Origin of the sequence: Kitasatospora sp. NPDC097643 (assembly GCF_040302625.1) — a bacterium.
Classification (GTDB): Bacteria; Actinomycetota; Actinomycetes; order Streptomycetales; family Streptomycetaceae; genus Kitasatospora.
Map to the genome: position 1 here is coordinate 75994 of NZ_JBEOSA010000003.1, position 18552 is coordinate 94545.

The 18552-nt window shown below is 73.2% G+C and carries 20 protein-coding genes; 8 read left to right on the forward strand and 12 right to left on the reverse strand.

Annotation, left to right across the window (positions count from 1 at the left end; translation table 11 throughout):
- Window positions 1-77: 77 nt before the first annotated feature.
- Entirely contained in the window at window positions 78-884 is an 807-nt protein-coding gene (locus ABTY15_RS03485) for a VOC family protein (RefSeq protein ID WP_350575291.1), read from the forward strand.
- The gene (locus ABTY15_RS03490; protein ID WP_350575294.1) at window positions 884-1369 is read left to right on the forward strand and encodes a DinB family protein; all 486 of its coding nucleotides are present in this window, start codon (window positions 884-886) and stop codon (window positions 1367-1369) included. Before ABTY15_RS03485 ends, ABTY15_RS03490 begins: the two co-directional genes overlap by 1 nt.
- A gap of 57 nt (window positions 1370-1426) precedes the next feature.
- On the opposite strand, the gene ABTY15_RS03495 is transcribed toward ABTY15_RS03490, so the two are convergent.
- The gene (locus tag ABTY15_RS03495; RefSeq protein WP_350575297.1) at window positions 1427-2122 is read right to left on the reverse strand and encodes an ArsR/SmtB family transcription factor; all 696 of its coding nucleotides are present in this window, start codon (window positions 2120-2122) and stop codon (window positions 1427-1429) included.
- A gap of 64 nt (window positions 2123-2186) precedes the next feature.
- Here ABTY15_RS03495 and ABTY15_RS03500 point away from each other — a divergent pair, with 64 nt between their 5' ends.
- Both ABTY15_RS03500 and ABTY15_RS03505 read left to right on the forward strand, forming a co-directional pair.
- Window positions 2187-3128 carry a cytochrome P450 family protein gene (locus ABTY15_RS03500; protein ID WP_350575300.1) on the forward strand — a complete coding sequence of 314 codons (942 nt, stop codon included), beginning with the start codon at window positions 2187-2189 and terminating at the stop codon, window positions 3126-3128.
- On the forward strand, window positions 3125-3898 hold the full coding sequence (locus tag ABTY15_RS03505; protein WP_350575303.1) for an isocitrate lyase/PEP mutase family protein: 774 nt from the start codon (window positions 3125-3127) through the stop codon (window positions 3896-3898). Before ABTY15_RS03500 ends, ABTY15_RS03505 begins: the two co-directional genes overlap by 4 nt.
- 52 nt (window positions 3899-3950) lie before the next feature.
- Here ABTY15_RS03505 and ABTY15_RS03510 read toward each other — a convergent pair whose 3' ends face one another.
- Window positions 3951-4955: a helix-turn-helix domain-containing protein gene (locus tag ABTY15_RS03510; protein ID WP_350575306.1), complete on the reverse strand. Its 1005-nt coding sequence runs from the start codon at window positions 4953-4955 to the stop codon at window positions 3951-3953.
- A 96-nt stretch (window positions 4956-5051) separates the two neighbouring features.
- Between ABTY15_RS03510 and ABTY15_RS03515 the strand changes: the two genes are divergently transcribed.
- On the forward strand, window positions 5052-6566 hold the full coding sequence (locus ABTY15_RS03515; protein WP_350575309.1) for an alpha/beta hydrolase: 1515 nt from the start codon (window positions 5052-5054) through the stop codon (window positions 6564-6566).
- Window positions 6567-6645: 79 nt separating this feature from the next.
- Here ABTY15_RS03515 and ABTY15_RS03520 read toward each other — a convergent pair whose 3' ends face one another.
- Entirely contained in the window at window positions 6646-7053 is a 408-nt protein-coding gene (locus tag ABTY15_RS03520) for a hypothetical protein (RefSeq protein ID WP_350575312.1), read from the reverse strand.
- Window positions 7054-7180: 127 nt separating this feature from the next.
- On the opposite strand from ABTY15_RS03520, the gene sigJ reads away from it, so the two are divergent.
- A complete protein-coding gene (gene sigJ, locus ABTY15_RS03525) occupies window positions 7181-8110 on the forward strand; it encodes an RNA polymerase sigma factor SigJ (RefSeq protein WP_350575314.1) in 930 nt (309 codons plus the stop codon).
- Window positions 8111-8142: 32 nt separating this feature from the next.
- Here the strand turns inward: sigJ and ABTY15_RS03530 are convergent, their stop codons facing one another.
- The 4 genes from ABTY15_RS03530 to ABTY15_RS03545 form a co-directional block, all read right to left on the reverse strand.
- A complete protein-coding gene (locus ABTY15_RS03530; RefSeq protein ID WP_350575316.1) occupies window positions 8143-8442 on the reverse strand; it encodes a hypothetical protein in 300 nt (99 codons plus the stop codon).
- A 2-nt stretch (window positions 8443-8444) separates the two neighbouring features.
- Complete coding sequence (locus ABTY15_RS03535) at window positions 8445-9038, reverse strand: RNA polymerase sigma factor (protein ID WP_350575319.1); 594 nt, start codon at window positions 9036-9038, stop codon at window positions 8445-8447.
- Between the two features lie 488 nt (window positions 9039-9526).
- The gene (locus ABTY15_RS03540) at window positions 9527-10747 is read right to left on the reverse strand and encodes a serine hydrolase domain-containing protein (RefSeq protein WP_350575322.1); all 1221 of its coding nucleotides are present in this window, start codon (window positions 10745-10747) and stop codon (window positions 9527-9529) included.
- Window positions 10748-11038: 291 nt separating this feature from the next.
- Window positions 11039-11329, reverse strand: coding sequence for a winged helix-turn-helix transcriptional regulator (locus ABTY15_RS03545; RefSeq protein ID WP_350575670.1), 291 nt, complete (start codon window positions 11327-11329; stop codon window positions 11039-11041).
- Between the two features lie 138 nt (window positions 11330-11467).
- Between ABTY15_RS03545 and ABTY15_RS03550 the strand changes: the two genes are divergently transcribed.
- Window positions 11468-12049, forward strand: coding sequence for a carboxymuconolactone decarboxylase family protein (locus ABTY15_RS03550; RefSeq protein ID WP_350575325.1), 582 nt, complete (start codon window positions 11468-11470; stop codon window positions 12047-12049).
- 297 nt (window positions 12050-12346) lie between these two features.
- Here ABTY15_RS03550 and ABTY15_RS03555 read toward each other — a convergent pair whose 3' ends face one another.
- The 5 genes from ABTY15_RS03555 to ABTY15_RS03575 all read right to left on the reverse strand — a co-directional run bounded on the left by ABTY15_RS03555 (window position 12347) and on the right by ABTY15_RS03575 (window position 16825).
- A complete protein-coding gene (locus tag ABTY15_RS03555) occupies window positions 12347-13381 on the reverse strand; it encodes a UDP-N-acetylmuramate dehydrogenase (protein WP_350575328.1) in 1035 nt (344 codons plus the stop codon).
- Between the two features lie 11 nt (window positions 13382-13392).
- Complete coding sequence (locus tag ABTY15_RS03560; RefSeq protein WP_350575334.1) at window positions 13393-14436, reverse strand: serine hydrolase domain-containing protein; 1044 nt, start codon at window positions 14434-14436, stop codon at window positions 13393-13395.
- Between the two features lie 2 nt (window positions 14437-14438).
- Complete coding sequence (locus ABTY15_RS03565) at window positions 14439-15740, reverse strand: UDP-N-acetylglucosamine 1-carboxyvinyltransferase (RefSeq protein WP_350575338.1); 1302 nt, start codon at window positions 15738-15740, stop codon at window positions 14439-14441.
- A 2-nt stretch (window positions 15741-15742) separates the two neighbouring features.
- A complete protein-coding gene (locus tag ABTY15_RS03570) occupies window positions 15743-16483 on the reverse strand; it encodes an LbetaH domain-containing protein (protein WP_350575340.1) in 741 nt (246 codons plus the stop codon).
- 84 nt (window positions 16484-16567) lie between these two features.
- Window positions 16568-16825 carry a hypothetical protein gene (locus ABTY15_RS03575; RefSeq protein ID WP_350575343.1) on the reverse strand — a complete coding sequence of 86 codons (258 nt, stop codon included), beginning with the start codon at window positions 16823-16825 and terminating at the stop codon, window positions 16568-16570.
- Between the two features lie 305 nt (window positions 16826-17130).
- Here ABTY15_RS03575 and ABTY15_RS03580 point away from each other — a divergent pair, with 305 nt between their 5' ends.
- Window positions 17131-18537, forward strand: coding sequence for an NsdA family TPR-like regulatory protein (locus ABTY15_RS03580; protein WP_350575350.1), 1407 nt, complete (start codon window positions 17131-17133; stop codon window positions 18535-18537).
- Window positions 18538-18552: the final 15 nt, after the last annotated feature.

Sequence of the window (18552 nt, forward strand, 5' to 3'; positions counted from 1 at the left end):
GGCTAGGGTGGCCATCCGGGGGGCCGTGCGCGCCGTTCCCCCCGCGCGCACCTCAACCGCACGAGAGGGCGAGAGAGATGGCTGCGCTACCTGAGGGCACACCCTGCTGGGCCGACGCGATGTTCGCCGACCTGGAGGGGGCCAAGGCGTTCTACGGCGACGTGCTGGGCTGGACCTTCGGCGAGAGCTCGTCGGAGTACGGCAACTACACGCAGGCGTACTCGGACGGCAAGGCGGTGGCCGCGATCGTCCCGCCGATGCCCGGTGAGCCCGGTGTACAGGCCCCGTCCGCCTGGTGCCTGTACTTCGCCTCGCCGGACGCCGCCGCCACCGCCGAGCGGATCCGCGGCAACGGCGGCGAGGTGGTGATGGGGCCGATGGCGGTCGGCGAGTTCGGCACCATGGTGATCGCCAGGGACCCCGCCGGGGCGGTGTTCGGCGTCTGGCAGGCCGGTACCCACGAGGGCTTCGAGAAGCAGGCCGCACCCGGCGCGTACAGCTGGGCCGAGGTGATCAGCCGCGACCCGGCGGCCACCGACCGGTTCTTCCCGGCCGTCTTCCCGCTCACCGTGAAGCGGATGGACTCCGAGCAGGTCGACTACAAGATCTTCCACGCCGGCGAGCAGCCGGTGCTCGGCCGGATGACGGCGGCGGAAGCCTCCCTGCCGCCCGAGGTGCCCTCGTACGTGAGCGTCTACTTCGCGGTGAACGACACCGACGCCGCGATCGAGCGGTTGCAGGCGCGCGGCGGCACGGTGTACTTCGGCCCGATGGACAGCCCGTTCGGCCGGTTCGCGGTGGTGGGCGACCCACAGGGTGCGGCGTTCGGGATCATCGACCTGGGCACCACCGAGGGCGACGTGCCGGCCATGACGGACGCCTGATGGGGGAGCGCGAGGACTTCGCCGAGACGCTCGACAAGCACCGCGGCTTCCTCCGGTACACCGTCCGCGACCTCACCGACGAGCAGGCCGCCCGGCGCACCACCGTCAGCGAACTGTGCCTGGGCGGCCTGATCAAGCACGTGACCGGGGTCGAGGCGCGCTGGATGCGGTTCGCGGTCGGCGGCGCGGAGGCGATGAACCGCGAGGCGATCGACTGGGCGGGCCAGTTCCGGATGGCGGAGGGCGAGACGCTGGCCGGGCTGCTCGCCGACTACGAGCGGGTGGCCCGGGAGACCGACGAGCTGCTGCGGACCCTGCCCGACCTCGACCTGGCGCACCCGCTGCCGTCGGCGCCCTGGTTCGAGCCGGGGGCGACCTGGTCGGTGCGGCGGGTGCTGCTGCACATCGTCGCCGAGACGGCGCAGCACGCCGGGCACGCGGACATCATCCGGGAGTCGCTGGACGGGCAGAAGACGATGGGTTAGGCCGGGCAATGCGGTCGGGTCGTCCGGCGGATCAGAGCGGCACGCCGAGGAGGCGGATCAGAGCCGCACGCCGAGGAGTTCGCGCAGGGCGCGGTCGCCGTCCGCGGTGACCCGCAGGGCCCGGCCGGAGCCGATCCGCTCCACCCAGGCGCGGTCCAGCGCCGTCCGGCAGAGCGCCGCGCCCAGCGCCCCACCCAGGTGGCTGCGGCGCTCGGTCCAGTCCAGGCAGCTGCGCACCAGCGGGCGGCCGCTCCGCCGGCCCGGCCGCTCGGGCAGCTCGATCGCCTGGGCGGCGAGCCAGGCCCGGCCGCGTTCGGTGACGGCGAGCCCGGCGTCGTCGGTGAGCAGGCCGTGGTCCAGCAGCGCGTCCGTGACGGCCACGCCGAGGCGGCCGGCCAGGTGGTCGTAGCAGGTCCGGGCCCGGGCCTCGGCGCTCTGCCGGGTGGCCTCGCGCAGGCTCCGAGGCGCGGGCGGGCCGCCGCCCTCGGTGGATGCGGCGAAGCCGGCGAGGTCCTCGATCAGGGTGGCGACCGTCGGGCCGGCCAGCCGGACGTACCGGTGCCGGCCCTGCCGTTCCTCGACCAGCAGCCCGCCGGCGATCAGCCGCGACAGGTGCTCGCTCGCGGTGGACGGCGCGACCCCGGCCTGCCGGGCGAGCTCACCGGCCGTCCAGGCGCGGCCGTCGAGCAGCGCGGTGCAGAACGCGGCGCGGGTGGGGTCGGCGAGCAGCGCGGCGAGCGGGGCGAAGGACATGGCTCCATGGTGGCGCCGGAACACTTCGGCCGGGACCGAAACGAGCCGGCGCCAGGATGGCGGCATGAGCGACCCCACGGTGTTCGACGGCGGTGCCGAGCGGTGCCACGGCCGCAGCTTCGGCCGCGGTTCCGGCGGCGACTCCGGCCGCGGTTCCGACCGGTACGAATTCGACCGGTACGACGAAGTGACCTTCGCCCTGGCCGACCCGGCGCTGGTGCCGGTGCCGGCGACGACCTCCGGACCACCCGGCGGAGTGGCCTGGCTGCGGGCCTCCGTCGCCCGGTTCAGCTCGGGCGAGCCGCACGTCCGGCGGCGACGACTGGTCCAGGTCGAGCTGGACCGGCTCGACCCGGCCGCGCTCCGGGCCGCCGCCGCGGAGGCCACCGAGCCGGACCCACGGCTGCGGGTCGTCCAGGTGCTCGCGGCGGCGCTCGGCCTGGCCGATCCGGCGGCGGTCGCGCGGGACGTGGCACTGGTGGCCCGGGCGTACTTCGCCGACGCGCCGGACGATCCGGCGGCGGACGCGGCGGTGGCCCGGCTGCTGCCTGCGGTGGGGGCGCCATCGGGTGCCTCGTCCGGAGCCTCGTCGGACGCTTCTTCGGGTGCCGGCCGGGCCGCGGAGGCAGCCGCGAACCGGATCGGCCTGCTCGTCCAGGCCTGCGACGCCACCGCCACCCTGGTCGAGAACGCCCGCCGGGGCACCGGCCGACCGGAGCCGACGCTCCGGGACGACCCGCCGGTACGGGCGATGCGACGCCTCGCCGTCCGGGACACCGAGATCGGCGGGATCCCGGTGCCCGCCGGGACGCACGTCCTGCTCGACATCGCGGCGGCGCAGCGGGAGGGCGGGGCGCCCGACCGCGAGCCGCTCACCTTCGGCGCGCCGCCCCGGCGCTGCCCGGGCCGGGAGCACGCCCTGGCCATCGCCTCCGGCATCCTCCTCGGCGCCTGTTCCGACGAGGTCGCCACCGACACCCCGGACGGACTGGAGACCGCACGATGACCCCCTTCGCCGACCTGCACCACCGCCCCGGCCGCCCGCTGCTGCTCCCCAACGCCTGGGACCACGCCTCGGCGGTGGCCCTCGCCGCCCAGGGCTTCACCGCCATCGGCACCACCAGCCTGGGCGTGGCGGCCGCCGCCGGTCTGCCCGACGGTGCGGCCGCCACCCGCGCGGAGACCGTCCGGCTGGTCCGCCGGCTGGGCGGCGGGGACTTCCTGCTGAGCGTCGACGTGGAGTCCGGCTTCAGTGACGACCCGGCCGAAGTCGCCGACCTGGCCGTGGAGTTGGCCGAGCTGGGGGCGGTCGGCATCAACCTGGAGGACGGTCGGGCGGACGGCACGATGGCACCGCTCGCCGAGCATGCGGCGAAGGTCGCGGCGGTGAAGTCGGCCGTACCGGAGCTCTTCCTGAACGCCCGTACCGACACCTACTGGGTCGGCCACCCCGACCCCGGGCCGGAGGCGCTCCGCCGCCTCCTCGCCTACCAACAGGCGGGCGCGGACGGGGTGTTCGCCCCCGGGGTGGGCGAGCGGGACGCCGTCGCCCGGCTGGTCGAGGGGCTGGCTGTCCCGCTCAACGTCCTCTGGACGCCGACCGGCCCGAGCGTCGCCGAACTCGGGGCCCTGGGGGTCGCCCGGGTCAGCCTGGGGTCGCTGCTGTACCGCTCGGCGCTCGCGGCGGCGGTGGCCACGGCGACGGCCGTCGCGACCGGCGGGCCGGTCGGGCCGGTGCCGGGCTACGCCGAGGTACGGGCGCTGAGTGAGCGGTAGCGGTCGGCCCGCCGTGCCTCCTCGTACCGGCAGGTACTCGCCCCCGCCCGCGTCACGCGGCCGGGGTTCCTGCCGGAGCTCCCGCCGGGGCCTTCGGCAGTGGCATCCACGGCTCGGGTGCCGTCAGCCCCTCCCGGCCCAACTGCCCGTCCAGCGCCGTGCGCAGCCAGCTGTGGGCGGTGCCGAGGGTGGTTTCGCCGGGCCCGGTGAGCTCCTCGGCGAGCCGCCAGTACCGGTCGATCACCGGGTCATCGGTGAGGGTGAGCAGCGCGCTCAGCCGGGTGCGGAAGGCCGGGGTGTCCCGGGTGCGCCAGGAGGCGGCGTGGGCGGCGACGAAGCTGTCGAGCGCCTCGCCCTCGTCCGGGTCGCGCCCGGCCAGCAGCTGCGTCGAGGCCAGCGCGTACGCCTCTTCGAGGCCCTGGTAGAGCACGTCCGCCCGGTAGTCCTGGTTGCTGCGGGCCTTCTCGTTCGGGCAGTGGCCCTGTCCGGAGCAGCCGGTGAGGGCGAGGGCGTGCAGCCGGGCGAAGGCCAGCACCTGGCCGGGCGCCGGGTCGTCCGGCGGCTGCGGGACGGCCGCCTCGACGATCGAGGCGGTCAGCCGGGCCGGCATCCGGGGCGGCAGCGTGCGGCGCCAGAAGCGGGCCAGCGCGGTGGTGTCCGGTGGGGTGCTCAACCCGCCGATCAGGGTGAGCCGTTCGGCGCGCTCCTGCGGCGGGCAGTCGTGCAGCAGTTTCAGCGCGGCCTCGCGCCAGCGCAGCGCGGTGAGTTGGGAGCCGAGCTCGCGCAACTGCCGGGCCACCGCGTCCTCCAGGGCGTCGCCCAGCACCTCGTCCTGCTCCAGCAGCCGCCCGACCTCGGGGACGGGCAGGTCGAGCGTGCGCAGCGACCGGATCAGCCGCAGCCGGTCGAGCGCCTCCGGCCCGTACCGGCGGTGGCCGCCGGTACTGCGGCCGGCCTCGGGCAGCAGCCCGCGGTCGGAGTAGAAGCGGACCGTCTTGACCGTGACGCCCGCGTGCTCGGCGAGCTCCCCGATGCTCCACAACGTGACTGGTGGCACGACTTGAACCTCCCTCAGGGGGAGTTCCTACCGTACCGGCGAGCCCGGACGGCCGGTCGGCCGCCGGGGAGAGAGACGACCTGCGAGGAGACCACCATGACGGCGTTCGTACTGGTGCCCGGCCACTTCACCGGCGGCTGGATCTGGCAGGAGGTGGCCGAGCGGCTGCGCGCGACCGGCGCCGAGGTACACACGCCGACGCTCACCGGGCTGGGGGAGCGGGCCGCGCCGGACGCCGGCCTGCGGACCCACATCGCGGACGTGCTGCGGCTGATCGACCTGGTGGCCGACCCCGAACTCGTCCTGGTCGGCCACGAGTACGGCATCCACCCGGTGCTCGGCGCCGCCGACCAGCGGGCCGGGCGGATCGCCCGGATCGTCCACCTCGACGCCGGCCTGCCGCAGGACGGCGACCGGGCCGTCCAGCTGGTCCCCGACCAGACGGTCCGCGAGCTCCTGCTGGACCCGGCCCGCACCCCCGCCGACGGCCTGCTGCCGACGCCCGGCCGTGGTGAGTGGCACCGCTGGGGCAGCGTGGCCGGTCTCACCGAGGAGGACGTGGACCGGCTCACGGCGGCCGCCGCCGGCCAGCCGGTGGCCACCCTCACCGAACCGCTGCGGCTGACCGGCGCCCTCGCCACCGTGCCGACCTCCGGGATCTTCGGCACCGCGGGCGGCGTCAGCACCGCCACCGTCGAGGCCATGGTGGCGTCCGGGCTGCCGCAGTTCCGGCCGCTCGCCGACCCGCGGATCACCTTCTTCGACCTGGACACCGGCCACTGGCCGATGCTCTCCCGCCCGGGCGAGCTGGCCGACGCACTGCTGCGGGCGGCCGCCGGCGAGGGCCACTCGATCACCCCGCCGGCCGCCGACGAGACGCCGTCCTTCCTGCGGCCGAGCGTCCTGGACACGCCCGAGCGTCCGCTGCCGGACTGCCCGCGCGAGCGGATCGGCACCCTCGACCTGTACCTGCCGCCGGCCGAGGGCCCGCAGCCGGCCGTGCTCTTCGTCCACGGCGGCCCCGTCCCCGCCGACCTGCGGCCCACCCCGCGGGACTGGCCGACGTTCACGGGGTACGGGCGGTACGCGGCGAGCCTCGGCGTGGTCGGCGCGGTCGTCGACCACCCGCTGCACGACCTCGACCGCTACCCGCGGGCGGCCGACGCCCTGGCCGCCGCCGTCGAGACGCTGCGCGCCGACCCCCGGGTCGACGGCGACCGGATCGCCCTCTGGTTCTTCTCCGGCGCGGGCCTGCTGACCACCGACTACCTGGCCGCGCCGCCGTCCTGGCTGCGCTGCCTGGCCGCCAGCTACCCGATCCTGGCACCGCTGCCCGGCTGGGACGGGGTGGACCGGCGCTTCCGCCCGGTCGAGGCGCTCGCCGGGGCCGGACGGCTGCCGATCGTGCTGACCCGGGCCGGGTTGGAGACGGCGGCCATCGCGGAGACCGTCGAGCGCTTCGTCGCGGCGGCCGAGGAGCGGAAGGCCGAGCTGGAACTGGTCGAGGTGCCGAACGGGCGGCACGGCTTCGAGGCGACGGACCACACCGACGAGGTCCGGGAGGCCGTGGCGCGGGCCGCCGCGTCGGTCCTCGGACACCTGCGGGGCTGACCGGGAGCCGGTCGGGGTCGGTGTGGTCCGGGCGCGGCGGTCACGAGGGGAGCCGCCGCGCCCGTCACCACCGTGTTGGCTACACCCGGGCGACGGGGCGTGCCGACAGCCGGCGCCCGGACAGCGACCGGCCCAGCGCCAGCACGCTCAGGCTGAACATCAGGACGCCCAGCGGGACATGGACCCACAGCACGTGCGCGATGCCCAGTACCACCTGTGCCGAGGCGAGGACGAGGAACCCGGTCGCGTACAGGACGGGGCGGGCCGGTCCGCCGCCGGGCCGCCACGCCAGGACCGCGGCCAGCAGGTACACCATCGACGCGCCGTACATCACCCGCGCCCCGACGCTGTGCAGCACCTCGCCGTGCGCCGTGGTCACCGTCACCAGGGCGGTGACCGCCTGGAAGAGGATGGCCAAGGTCTGTAGCGAGATGGTGATCTGAAGGAACGTTGGGGTGCGGGGTGCTGCTGTCGTCCGGACGGCCATGGCACGGTCCCCTCTTCTGCCTCTCGGCATGGATCGGTAGTGTCTCGGTAGTCCGACGACATGGGCCCGCGAAATGTGAGGCGAAGTCGACCGGAGGACGACGAGGAGTCAGGGAACGGCGCCGACGATGAGCACCCCGACCGATCCCGAGCCGAGCCTCAGCACCGTCGTCGGTGAGCGCCGACACCTGATCAACCTCGCCTACCGGTTGCTCGGTTCGCTGACCGAGGCCGAGGACGCCGTGCAGGAGACCTACGCTCGCTGGTACGCGATGCCGCGCCGCCGGCAGGAGGCCGTCGAGTCGCCCGGCGCCTGGCTCACGACGGTGGCCGGCCGCATCTGCCTGGACCAGCTCGGCTCGGCGCGGGTCCGGCGCGAGCGCTACGTCGGCGCATGGGTCCCCGAGCCGCTGCCCGACCGTACGGAGTGGACCGGTGCGCCGGCCGGCGGCGGGACGGCGGACCCCGCCGACCGGGTCACCCTGGACGAGTCGGTGCACATGGCCTTCCTCGTCGTGCTGGAGTCGATGACACCGGCCGAACGCGTGGCGTTCGTCCTGCACGACGTCTTCCGGTACCCCTTCGCCGAGATCGCCGGGATCGTCGGCCGGACCCCGGCGGCCTGCCGGCAGCTGGCCTCGTCGGCCCGTCGACGGGTCCGCGCCGCCCGGGCGTCGTCGGCTCCGGACGCCGAACAGGCCGGTCTGGTGCGGCGGTTCAAGGAGGCGTGGGAGGCCCAGGACATCGCCGCCCTCGTCGGCCTGCTCGACCCCGGCGCCACGATGGTCGCGGACGGCGGCGGACTGGTCGGGGCCGTCCTCCGCCCGGTCGAGGGCAGCGAGCGCATCGCCCAGTACCTGATCCACATCGCCGGCAAGGCCCCCGGGCTGACCCTCCTGGAGCGGACCGTCAACGGCCGCCCCGGCCTGGTCGCCCAGCACACCGGCGTCACCGTGACCGTGGCCGCCTTCGGCCTCACCGACGGCCGCATCACCCACATCTGGGCCGTCCGCAACCCGGAGAAACTCCGCCCGTGGCCCGGCCACGAACCCGACTGACCCGTGCTGCCCCCCCCGGGTAGAGCCCGGGGCTAGCCCGCCGAGCCCGGCCGCCGCACAGCGGTGAGGGTGCACACACCGTCCGTGCACTCGCGCTTCAGACGGCCGCGGGAGATCGTCTGCACCAGGCCGATGGTCCAGCAGACGGGGCAGCCGCGCAGCGCGAGCAGGCCGAGCGGCGCCGCGAGCAGGACGACCGGGCCGACCAGCGGGGTCAGCGCGATCGAGCCGGTGATCAGCCCGAAGCCGACGAGGCCGCGTGCCAGGTGGCGCGGAACGGACCTGCTGGCGAAATCCGCCCCGGGCGCGGTGGGAACCTCGGTGGGTGGCACGGTCACCGTTCTCCTTCCACTGATGGATCGACTGATGGATCGACGGCGTCATCGGTCACGGCCAAGGCGTGGCGCAGTGCCGCGCGGGCCCGGTGCAGCCGCGACTTCATCGCCGGCGTGCTCAGACCGAGCGAACGGGCCACGGTCTTCCCCGGCAGGCCCTGCACGTCCCGCATGATCAGGACCTGCCGCTGGTCGCGCGGCAGCGCCCCGACCGCGGCGGCGATCCGCTCCGCCTCCACCCTGCGCAGCACCGCCTCCTCGGCGGACGGCTCCGCGCCGGCCTTCGGTTCGACGGACGCCTCGTCGGCGCGCGAGACGAGCAGCCGCACCTGCCGGAGACATTCGTTGCGGACGATCCGGAACACCCACGAGGCGAGCGCACCGGTCGCCCGCAGGCTGCCGATCTTCCGGTACAGGATGATCAGCGCCTCCTGCGCCGCGTCCTCGGCGTCCTGCGGCGAGGCGCACAAGGACAGGGCGAACCTGCGCACATGGGGCTGGGACTCCATGACGACGGCGGTGAGCGACGCGATGTCGCCGGCCTGGGCGGCCTCGATCAGCCGCTCGTCCGGCCAGCGCAGACGCTGGTTCATGTGCCCTCCTCACTCCCGGAGCGCACTCGTCAGACCCGGCCCTTGACGCGCTTCACCAGGTGCCAGGTGCACGTACCCACGAGCAGCGTGCCGATCACTGCGATCCCGACGACCACCATGGTGCTTCTCCTCCTGCTGTCCACATGTCCACCGGCCCGTCCGGCCGGTCACGTGCATGAGAGGCCGGGAGGCCCGGAAAGGATTCACCACAGGGGAGGGGGGATGAACGACGAAGGCCCGGACCGCGATGCGGTCCGGGCCTTCGATCAAGGCGGAGGATACGAGATTCGAACTCGTGAGGGATTGCTCCCAACACGCTTTCCAATTCTGCGCGGCGCTGTTCAGCAACGTGCGCACCTGCTCTGACCTGGTGCGGAGGTTTCTCTTGGGTGAGGTCTGGACTCCGTTGGACGGGGTGAATGAGACCAGAACTGAGACCGACCCAAACCCGCCGATGCCGGTGGTGCGGCTGGTCGGTGCGGGGAGCGTCAGTGGCCGGCCAGGTCGAAGGCGGCGCTGGCGATCCCGTACTGGGCGGCGAAAGAGGCGCCATTGCGGCTGGTCGGGGTGAGTGAGTAGACCAGCTCGCGGGTCGCGTCCCGGGTAGCGAAGATGCCGCTGGTGTAGCCGGGGCGGCTGCCCGTCTTGCCCCAGAGCACCACACCGTCGGACGGGCTGAACCGCATCAGTCCGGTGCTGAAACAGGCGCGCCCGGTGGTCGGGCCGATGTCGCAGTTCCGGTTCTTGAAGTTCGGCACGTCCGGTACCGAGTACAGCTCGGCCTGCTGCGCGGGCGGCAGCAGTCGGCCACGCAGCAGGGCGCTCAGGAAATGGTCCAGGTCGGGCGCGCTGGAGATCATGCCGCCCTCGGCCCACGGCCAGGGGCTCTGCTCGGTTACGTCGGCCTGGTCGGTGGAGCCGTCCGGCCGGGTGACGGTCAGGTAGGCGTGCGCGGTCGGGCGCGGCAGCCGGGCGTCGTCGGCAGCCGGGACCGAGGTGTTGTGGAGCCCGAGCGGGCGCAGGATCCGCGCGTTTACCTCCTGCGTGTAGGAGCGACCGGTGACCTGCTCGATCAGCAGGCCGGCCAGGAAGTAGTTGAGGCCGTTGTACTGCTGGGCGGTGCCCGGCTGGAACTGCATCGGATGGCTGCCGGCCTCGGCCACCACCTGCTGCGGCGTCCAGCTCTCGTCCTCGTGGTCGACGAACCATCGCGCGCTGCCGTCGTCCTCGCCGAGGTTGCCGCCGGTCGGTAGACCGCTGGTGTGGTTGAGCAACTGGCGGACTGTGATTGGCGGGTAGGAGGCAGGCAGGGTGCCGGGCAGGTACTGCTGGATGGTGCCGTCCAGGTCGACCCGCTGCTCGGCGGCCAGTTGCAGTACCACGGTGGCGGTGAAGACCTTGGAGATGCTGCCGATCCGGAACCGCCCGTCGGCTGCCACCGGACGACCTGTGGCCAATTCGCCGCTGCCTGAGGTGCCCGACCAGCGGCCATCCTTACCGTCCACCAGTACCACGGCGCTGGTCAGTTGGGCGTTCGGCAGGCCGGATATCGAGGCGCGCAGAGCCTGGGCATTCGGGGGCGGTAGCGTGCCTGCAGCCTGGGCGTCGGTCGTGGCCCCGGCGGCGAGCGCGACCACCAGCGCGCCGATCGCACCCACGCTGGCCCAACCACGTTGGGTGGAACGGCGGTTTACGGCGGTGGTGGTCATCTCGATACTCCTCGGCAGCGGTTCGTGGCCCGGTTGGTGATGCCGAGAAGTCTGCCGGTCGGGGCCCGCCCGGCCATCCGGGGTCAACCCTGACCGGGCCCCGAGTCAGCCCTGGCTACGGCCCCGAGAGTCGGCTCTACCGCTGGACCTGTGGGGTGAGCGCGTGGGTTGTCGGTGGGGAGGCCGGGCTTGGGAGCCCGCGTACGTCCTGACCTGCGTTGCAGTGAATCGACCGTCGTGCCTCGGATGCTGACGGACGGGGGCGAATGCAACCAGGACTGCAACCAGAGGTCAGTGTGCCTGTTCGGGCCGGGCGTCCTGTGCCTGCGCCCAGGCGATCGCCCACTCGTCGAGCGGTCGGAGGGCGTGGCCGAGGGACGCCCCCAGTGGAGTGAGGTCGTAACCGTCGGCCGTGGGGGCGATGATCCCGTTCGCCGTGAGTTCGCGTAGTCGCTGGTAGAGGACGCTGGACGACAGGCCTTCGCACCGGGCGAGCAGCGCGCGGGCGCCGAGCGGGCCCGCGCGCAGCTCCCAGAGGATTCGCAGCGCCCAGCGGCGGCCGAACAGATCCATGGCGGCCATGATCGGGCGGCCGGTCGTCGAGCCGCGAACCGGCGTTCCGGGGTGCGGTGTCGGCATGACCCTCCTTGTGTTTCGTTATCAGAAACACTAGCATTCGAGTAGCGTTTCTGATTTCGAAACACGACAACGGGAGGGACCATGTCGCGGATAGCGCCGCTGGAGCCGCCGTACACCGACCAGGTCGGCGCACAGCTCACGAGCATGATGCCTGCGGGAGTCCCGCCGATCGGGCTGTTCCGGCTGTTCGCCAGGAACCTGCCGATGAGCAGCGCCTTGCACGGGTGGGGCCGGTACGAGCTGGGCAGGCAGCTTGCCCTGACCATGCGGGAGCGCGAGATCGTCATCGACCGAACGTGTGCGCGGTGCGGCTGCGAGTACGAGTGGGGCGTCCACGTCATGGTCTACGCCGAGCGGGTCGGCCTCACCCGCGAGCAGACGGCGTCGCTGGTCCACGGCGGCCCCGCCGACGAGTGCTGGACATCCGAACGTGAGCGGCTGCTCATCCTCGCCGTCGACGCGCTGCACGAGGACTCCGACATCGACGACGCGCTGTGGGCACGGCTCGCCTCGGTCTTCGACGACGTCCAGCTGCTCGACCTGCTCCTGCTGTGTGGCTGGTACCACGCGGTCAGCTTCGCCGCGCGAGCCGCGCGTGTGCCGTACGAGCCCGGCGCGCCTCGCTTTGCCGACGTGCTCCCCGACATCCTCCCCGGCGTCTGACGAGCAGCCCCTCCTGGCACGTGCCTGCGCGGGGGCGGTAGCTGCCGTCGCCCGGTGGAGGAGACCGGTGAACGACGAAGGCCCGGACCGCTGATGCGGTCCGGGCCTTCGATCAAGGCGGAGGATACGAGATTCGAACTCGTGAGGGATTGCTCCCAACACGCTTTCCAAATGTTCGTCCGACTGTCCGGGTACGGCCGTAGGTGTCCTGACCTGCGGCGGAGCGCCTCGTTGGTCAGACGCTGAACGCCCCCGGACGGGGGTGAATGCAACCAAAACTGCAACCAGCGTCGGGCCTCACGGCCAGGCGCCGACCAACGTCGGCTCGGGCCGGAGCTTGATCCCGGTTGCGATCTCGACCTGCGCCGAGAGCTCGGTGAGGGCCTGGGCGAAGCCCGTTGCCGTCGCTTCGTCGTGGGCGGTGAGGGTGAGTGTGCGGCGTTCCGAGCAGCGGATGCCGCCTGCGATCTTGTAGCCGGGGCGGTAGCCGGTGTGCTCGAGCAGCCAGCCGGCGCTGGCCCGCAGCTGCCCGTCGCTGTCGGTGTGGACCGGGCAGCCGGCAGCTGACCAGCGGGCGGCCTGGGCGGCGGTGACGGGCGGATTGAGGAAGACCGATCCGGCTTGGCGGGCGTCGGGGCCGTGGGGGTCGAGGAGGAGTCCGCGGCGGTGGCGGTTGGCGAGGACGGCGGCGGCTACCTCGGCCACGGGCGGTCGCGCGCCGACGTGGACGCCGAGTTCTTCGGCGAGCGGCTGGTAGCTGATCGGGGCAGCCGGTGAGCGGGTGAGGTGGAACGTCGCGGTGAGGATGGTCCAGCGGTCCGGGTCGTTCTTGAAGCGGCTGTCGCGGTGGCGGAGGCGGCATGCCTGGGCGGGCAGGGTCCGCAGGCGGCCCATGTCCCAGTCCCAGGCGGTGAGGTGGTCGAGGGTGTCGGAGACCTGCTGGCCGTAGGCTCCGGCGTTCTGGACGGGGGCAGCCCCGACAGTGCCGGGTATGCCGGCCAGGCACTCGATTCCGGCGAGCTGTTCGGCTGCGGCCCACTGGACGAGGTCGGCGAGCGGGTGGCCGGCCTGGACGGTCGCGGCCACCGTGTCGTCGTCCACCCGCTTCACGGTGATGCCTCGGGCGTTCATCACGGCGACGGTGCCCTCGTGGCCGGTGTCGGAGGCGATGACGTTACTGCCGTGGCCGAGGGTGAGGGGTGCGTCCTCCTGCCGGTCGCCGATCGTACGGACCAGTTCGAACCAGTCATCAGGGGAGGCGACCTGCAGGACGTTGTTGGCCGGGCCACCGAGCCGCAGGGTGGTGAGGGACGCGAGCGTGGTGCGGGGCACGGGTGGCCCTCCTAGGGTTCGTCGGTGATCGCCTTGAGGGCGAGGGTCCGCAGCGGGGCGAGGCGGGTGCGATTGTCCTGGTGGTGGTAGACGGCGTTGGTGCAGATGGCCAGGTAGCGGCCGGTGGCCGGGGCGAGGTAGAGGCTGGTTCCGGTGAAGCCGTGGTGGTAGGCGATCCGGCCCTCGTCGGCGAGGATCCAGGCCAGGCCACGGTCGAGGCCGGGCTCGATCTCGGCCTGCGGCTGCATGCTGTGGGCGAGCCAGCGGCCCAGGGGCCCATCGGTGGCGTGCGAGGTCAGCAGGTGGGTGGCGAAGGTGGCGAGGTCGGCCGGGGTGGTGAACACCCCGGCGTGGCCGGCGACTCCGCCGAGCAGGGCGGCGTTGTCGTCGTGCGGCATCCCCCACAGCCGGGGCCCGCCGGTCAACCGCTGCTCGGTCGGAGCGACCTGAGCGGAGCGGGGCACCGGTCCGTAGGTCGTGCTTGTCATGCCGAGGTGCTGCCAGAGCTCGGCCGCCAGCTCGTCCAGGCGCTGGCAGCGGTAGTGGGCCAGGGCCAGGCCGAGGAGGATGAAGCCGCGGTTGATGTAGCGGTGACCGGCTCCGGGCTCTGCGATCAGGTCCTCGCCGCAGATCAGTTCGGCCAGTGGCTCGGCGCGGTTGCGGTACTGGTCGAGGCGGGTGTCGGCCCGCAGGCCGGAGGTGTGGGCCAGGACCTGGCGAACCGTCACCCGGCTGCCGGGCGCTTCGGTCGGCATGCCGGTCAGCAGTTCGCGGATCGGGGTGTCCAGGGTGAAGCCGTCCATGAGGGAGGTACCGACCAGCGGCCAGGTGGCCAGAACCTTGGTCAGCGAGGCCACGTCGTACACCGTGTCCGGCCCCGGCTGGGCGTCGCCGCACTCGGGGGCGACGACGCCGGAGGCCAGGTAGCCGGGCTCGGTGTCGAAGGTGCCGTGGGCGATGACCCCGCCGGGCACGGTGCCGTCTGCGGTCATCAGGTCCAGGCACTCGCGCAGGTCGGCGAGCGCGTTCGGGGTCCACGGCACGGTGTTGGTCACGGCTACTCCTGGTCGATCGTCAGGTCGGCACCGAGCGCGGCCAACTTCGGCAGCAGGCTGCCGTATCCGCGCCGCAGGTGATACATCCCTCGGATCGTAGAGGTGCCCTCGGCGGCGAGGGCGGCGATCACGAGAGCGGTCACCGCCCGGATGTCCTCCCCGGCCACGCCGGCGCCGGTGAGGGCGGACCGGCCCCGGACGGTGATGACCGAGCCGGTCGCGTTGACGGCGGCGCCGAACGCGGCCAGGGCCGGCAGGTGGGTGTCGCGCTGGGTGTAGATCCGCTCGTCGATGCGGGAGGTGCCCTCGGCCTGGGTGAGGAAGGCGGTCAGCTGCGGCTGCACGTCGGTCGGGAAGCCAGGGTGCGGGCCGGTGGCCATTTGCACCGGCCGAGGCCCGGCCGGGAGGCTGACGGCCGTGCCGCCGTCCAGCGGGTCGAGCTGGATTCCGGCGTCGGCGAATACCGACACCAGCCCGTCCGGGAACGCGGCCGGCGGGAAGCCGTCCAGGTGGACGGTGCCGCCGGTGATGGCGGCGGCCAGCGCGAGGGTGGCGGCCTCCAGCCGGTCCGGCGGCACGGTGAACACCCCGCCCCGGATGCGGTCGGTGCCAGTGACGTTCAGGGCCGTCCTGCCCCGCCACTCGATGCCGACGCCGGCCTGCGAGAGCAGGGCGGCGGTGTGGGTGACCTCGGGCTCCACACTGGGGTTGAGGATCGCGGAGGTGCCCGGGGTGCGGGCGGCCAGCAGCATCGCGGTGACCGTCGCACCCAGGCTCGGCCCCCAGGAGCGGGTCTCGGCGTCGGTGATGAACGGCAGCCGCTTGCCGGTGAAGCGGGCCCGCACCCGGCCCCGGTACACCTCGACCTCGGCCCCGGCGGCTTCCATCGCGGCCAGGTGCCGGTCGATGTAGCGGGCGCAGAAGGCGTCCCCGCCGGGGGTGGGGAAGGTGACCTTGCCGGCGCGGGCCAGCAGGGCTCCGCCCATCACCGCGGTGGTGCGGATGCGCCGTCCGAGGTCGTCCGGGATGACGGGGAAGTAGGAGTCGGCCGGTCGGGTGGCGAACTCGTCGCCGGTCATGGTGGCGCGGGTGCCGGTGCGGTGCAGGATGTCGGCGACGACCTGGGTGTCCAGGATCTCGGGCGCACCGGCCAGGGTGAGCGGGTCGTCGGCGAGGATCGCGGCGGCGTACAGGTGCAGGGCGATGTTCTTGCTGCCCTGGACGGCGGCGGTGCCGGCCAGGCGGCGGCCTCCGGTGATCCGCACGGCCCGCTGGTCGGTCGTCGTGGTGTCGGTGGTGGGCATGGTCACCTTCCCTGGCTTCCGGCCGGGAAGAAGCCCCCGACCTGGGTCTTCGGGTAGAGCAGGGTGTGCGCGCCGATCAGGGTGGCGGGCTGGAGCACGGTGCCGGCGGGAACGATCACGCCGTCGCCGACCACCGCGCCGAACTTCGTCTGGCCGGTGGCGACGCGCCGGCCGTCGAGGTGGGCGCAGACCTCTTCGGTGGCCGGTTCGGTGACCGGCCCGGAGGTGACCCGCAGGCCGGTGGTGGACACGAACGCGCCGATGTTGACGCCGAGGCCGAGCACGGAGTCCCCGACGAAACTGGTGTGCTTCATGAAGACGCCACCGGTCAGCAAGGAGCGGGTGACCTCGGCGCCGAAGCCGATGCGGCAGCCGGGGCCGACGACGGTGTTGTCGCGCACCCGGGCGCCAGCCTCGATCACCGCGCCGGGGCAGACCAGCACCGGGCCGGTGACGAACGCGCCTTCGGCGATGACGGCCCCGGGCGCCACGATCACGTGGCCCCGAACGGTGGCGCCGGGTTCGATGGCCCCGGTGGCCTCCGGCATCGGGACGTCCAGGTTGCCGGCCAGCAGGTCGGTGATGGCCTTCTTGATGCCGAAAACGGTCGGGCAACGGCTCAGCAGGTGCAGCACCACCGGGTCGGTGATCTGCTCGGTGTCGAAGTAGTACGCGGGGGTGGTGCGGTAGTCGATGCGCTCCAGTTCGGTGTGCAGCGCGGGCGCGTCGGTCAGCCGGTGCATGGCTGGTTCTCCTCTCGGGCGAGCGAGTGGAAAAGGGTTGGGGCGTTGTTGCGCCCCCGTGTTGGCGGGTGCGACTCGCGCGGATCAGCCGGCGCGATGCTGCGGGCAGGTGCAGGCGGGCCAGACCTCGATCCGGGCGACGTACTCGTCGGGGCCCGGGTAGGCGCTGGTCACGCCGGAGTCGTCGTAGCGGGTGCCGTCCTGGGCGACGCTGAAAGTGCGGACGGTCAGACCCGGGCGACGCCCGGTGCGAGTGACGCGGCCTTCGTCGGCAGTTGCGTTCGTCTCGGTATCCGCCAGGGACCGCGCTTCGGCGGTGTGTTCGGTCGTGGCGTTGTCCATCGGATCCCTCCCACCTCGATCTCACGCTTCGCTGTCGGTTGTGCGCGGATTGCGAAGGCTGTTCAGCATGGCGGCGGGCGGTTGGGCATGGATACGACATCGCCGCCGTCATGGCGGCGTCGTCACCGGAGCTGGTTCGCGTGGCAGACGGCGTCGTGCGGCATGACCGCCGTCATGGCTACCGTCATCTGGCCCGTACGGTCCTCGAACGTGTTTCCTGCCGCCTGACCATGGCTATCGTCAGAGCAGACGAACGGGGACGGAGAGGATCCGCAGTGGTCGAAACTCCCACACTCTTAAGGGTCTTGACGCTGCAGCGGCACTGGCAGGTCTACGAGACCTTCCGCCTCCGGTTCGAGGCGACCGCGAACTCGGCCGCCGAGCAGGAGAACGACCCCCGGCTCCGGGGCTTGTCGGTCTCCAAGCGGCAGTTCGAGCGCTGGTACGGCGGCGCGGTGAAGACCCGTCCCTACCCGGATCAGTGCCGAGTGCTGGAGGCCATGTTCGGTGTCAGCGTCGCGCAGCTCCTCGCGCCCGCACCGAACGCTTCGCTGCCTGCGCCCGCAACCGCCGCCTCGTTCGTCGTCCCGCCGCCACGGCCGGTCCCTGTCCTCCTCCCCTCCGAGCAGGCAGCGGTACTGCCTGCTGGTGGCCCGTCCAACAGCGAGACCCGCTTCGACGCGGGCACCACGGAATTGGAAAGGCAGGTCGCAATGGCGGCTCGTCGTGCACTTCGGTTCACCGCGATGGCGGAGGGCAGCAGCATCGGCCCGGAGACCCTGGGACAGATCCACGACGAGGTACGGCGGCTGACCGTCGCCTACCCGAAGCTGGCGCTGCCGACCCTGCTCGGCGACCTGGTCGAGGTCCAGGACCTCACCTTCCGGCTGCTGGAGCACGGCCGGGTCAAGCCCCTACAGGCCCGCGAGCTGTACCTGCTCGCCGGGATCACCTCCGGCATGCTCGCCAAGGCCAGCCACGACCTGGGCAACCCGAGCGCCGCGATGATGCAGGCCCGCACCGCCTTCGTCTGCGCCGACAACGCGGACCACCACGCCATGCGCGCCTGGGTCCGCTCGCTCCAGTCGCTCATCTCCTACTGGGCCGGCCGTCCGACTGAGGCCGCCGACTACTCCGACCTCGGGCAGGCTGCCGCCGGCAGCGTCCGGGGCACCACCAGCGTGTGGCTGGCCTGTCTCTCCGCCCGCGCCCACGCGCTCCTCGGTGACGGGGAGGCCACCCGCGCCGCCATCCAGCGCGCCGAGGACGCCCGCGCCGCCGTCCAGCCCGATGACCTGGACGGCTTCGGCGGCATCATGACCTTCCCGGAGCCCCGACAGCTCTACTACGTCGCCGAGGCCACCGTGCAGCTCGGCGAGGACGCCGCCCTCGGTGAGAGCCAGTCCGAGGCCGCCGTCACCGCCTACCGCACCGCCTCCGAGGAGGAATGGGCCTTCGGCGACGAGGCCGGCGCCCAGAGCGACCTCGCGCTCGCCCGCCTCGCCCGCGGCGAGATCGACGGCGCCGCCGAGGCCGTCCGCCCCGTGCTCGACCTCCCCATCGAGCAGCGGAACTTCGGCATCACCAGCAGTGCCCAGCGCGTCCACGCCGCGCTGCCCTCCGGCGGTCGACGGGCCACCGGCGTGGCGGCCGACCTGCGCGAGGAGATCGAGGCGTTCACCGCCAGCCCGACGTCCGTCCTCATCCGGTGAACGCGCAGGTAGGCT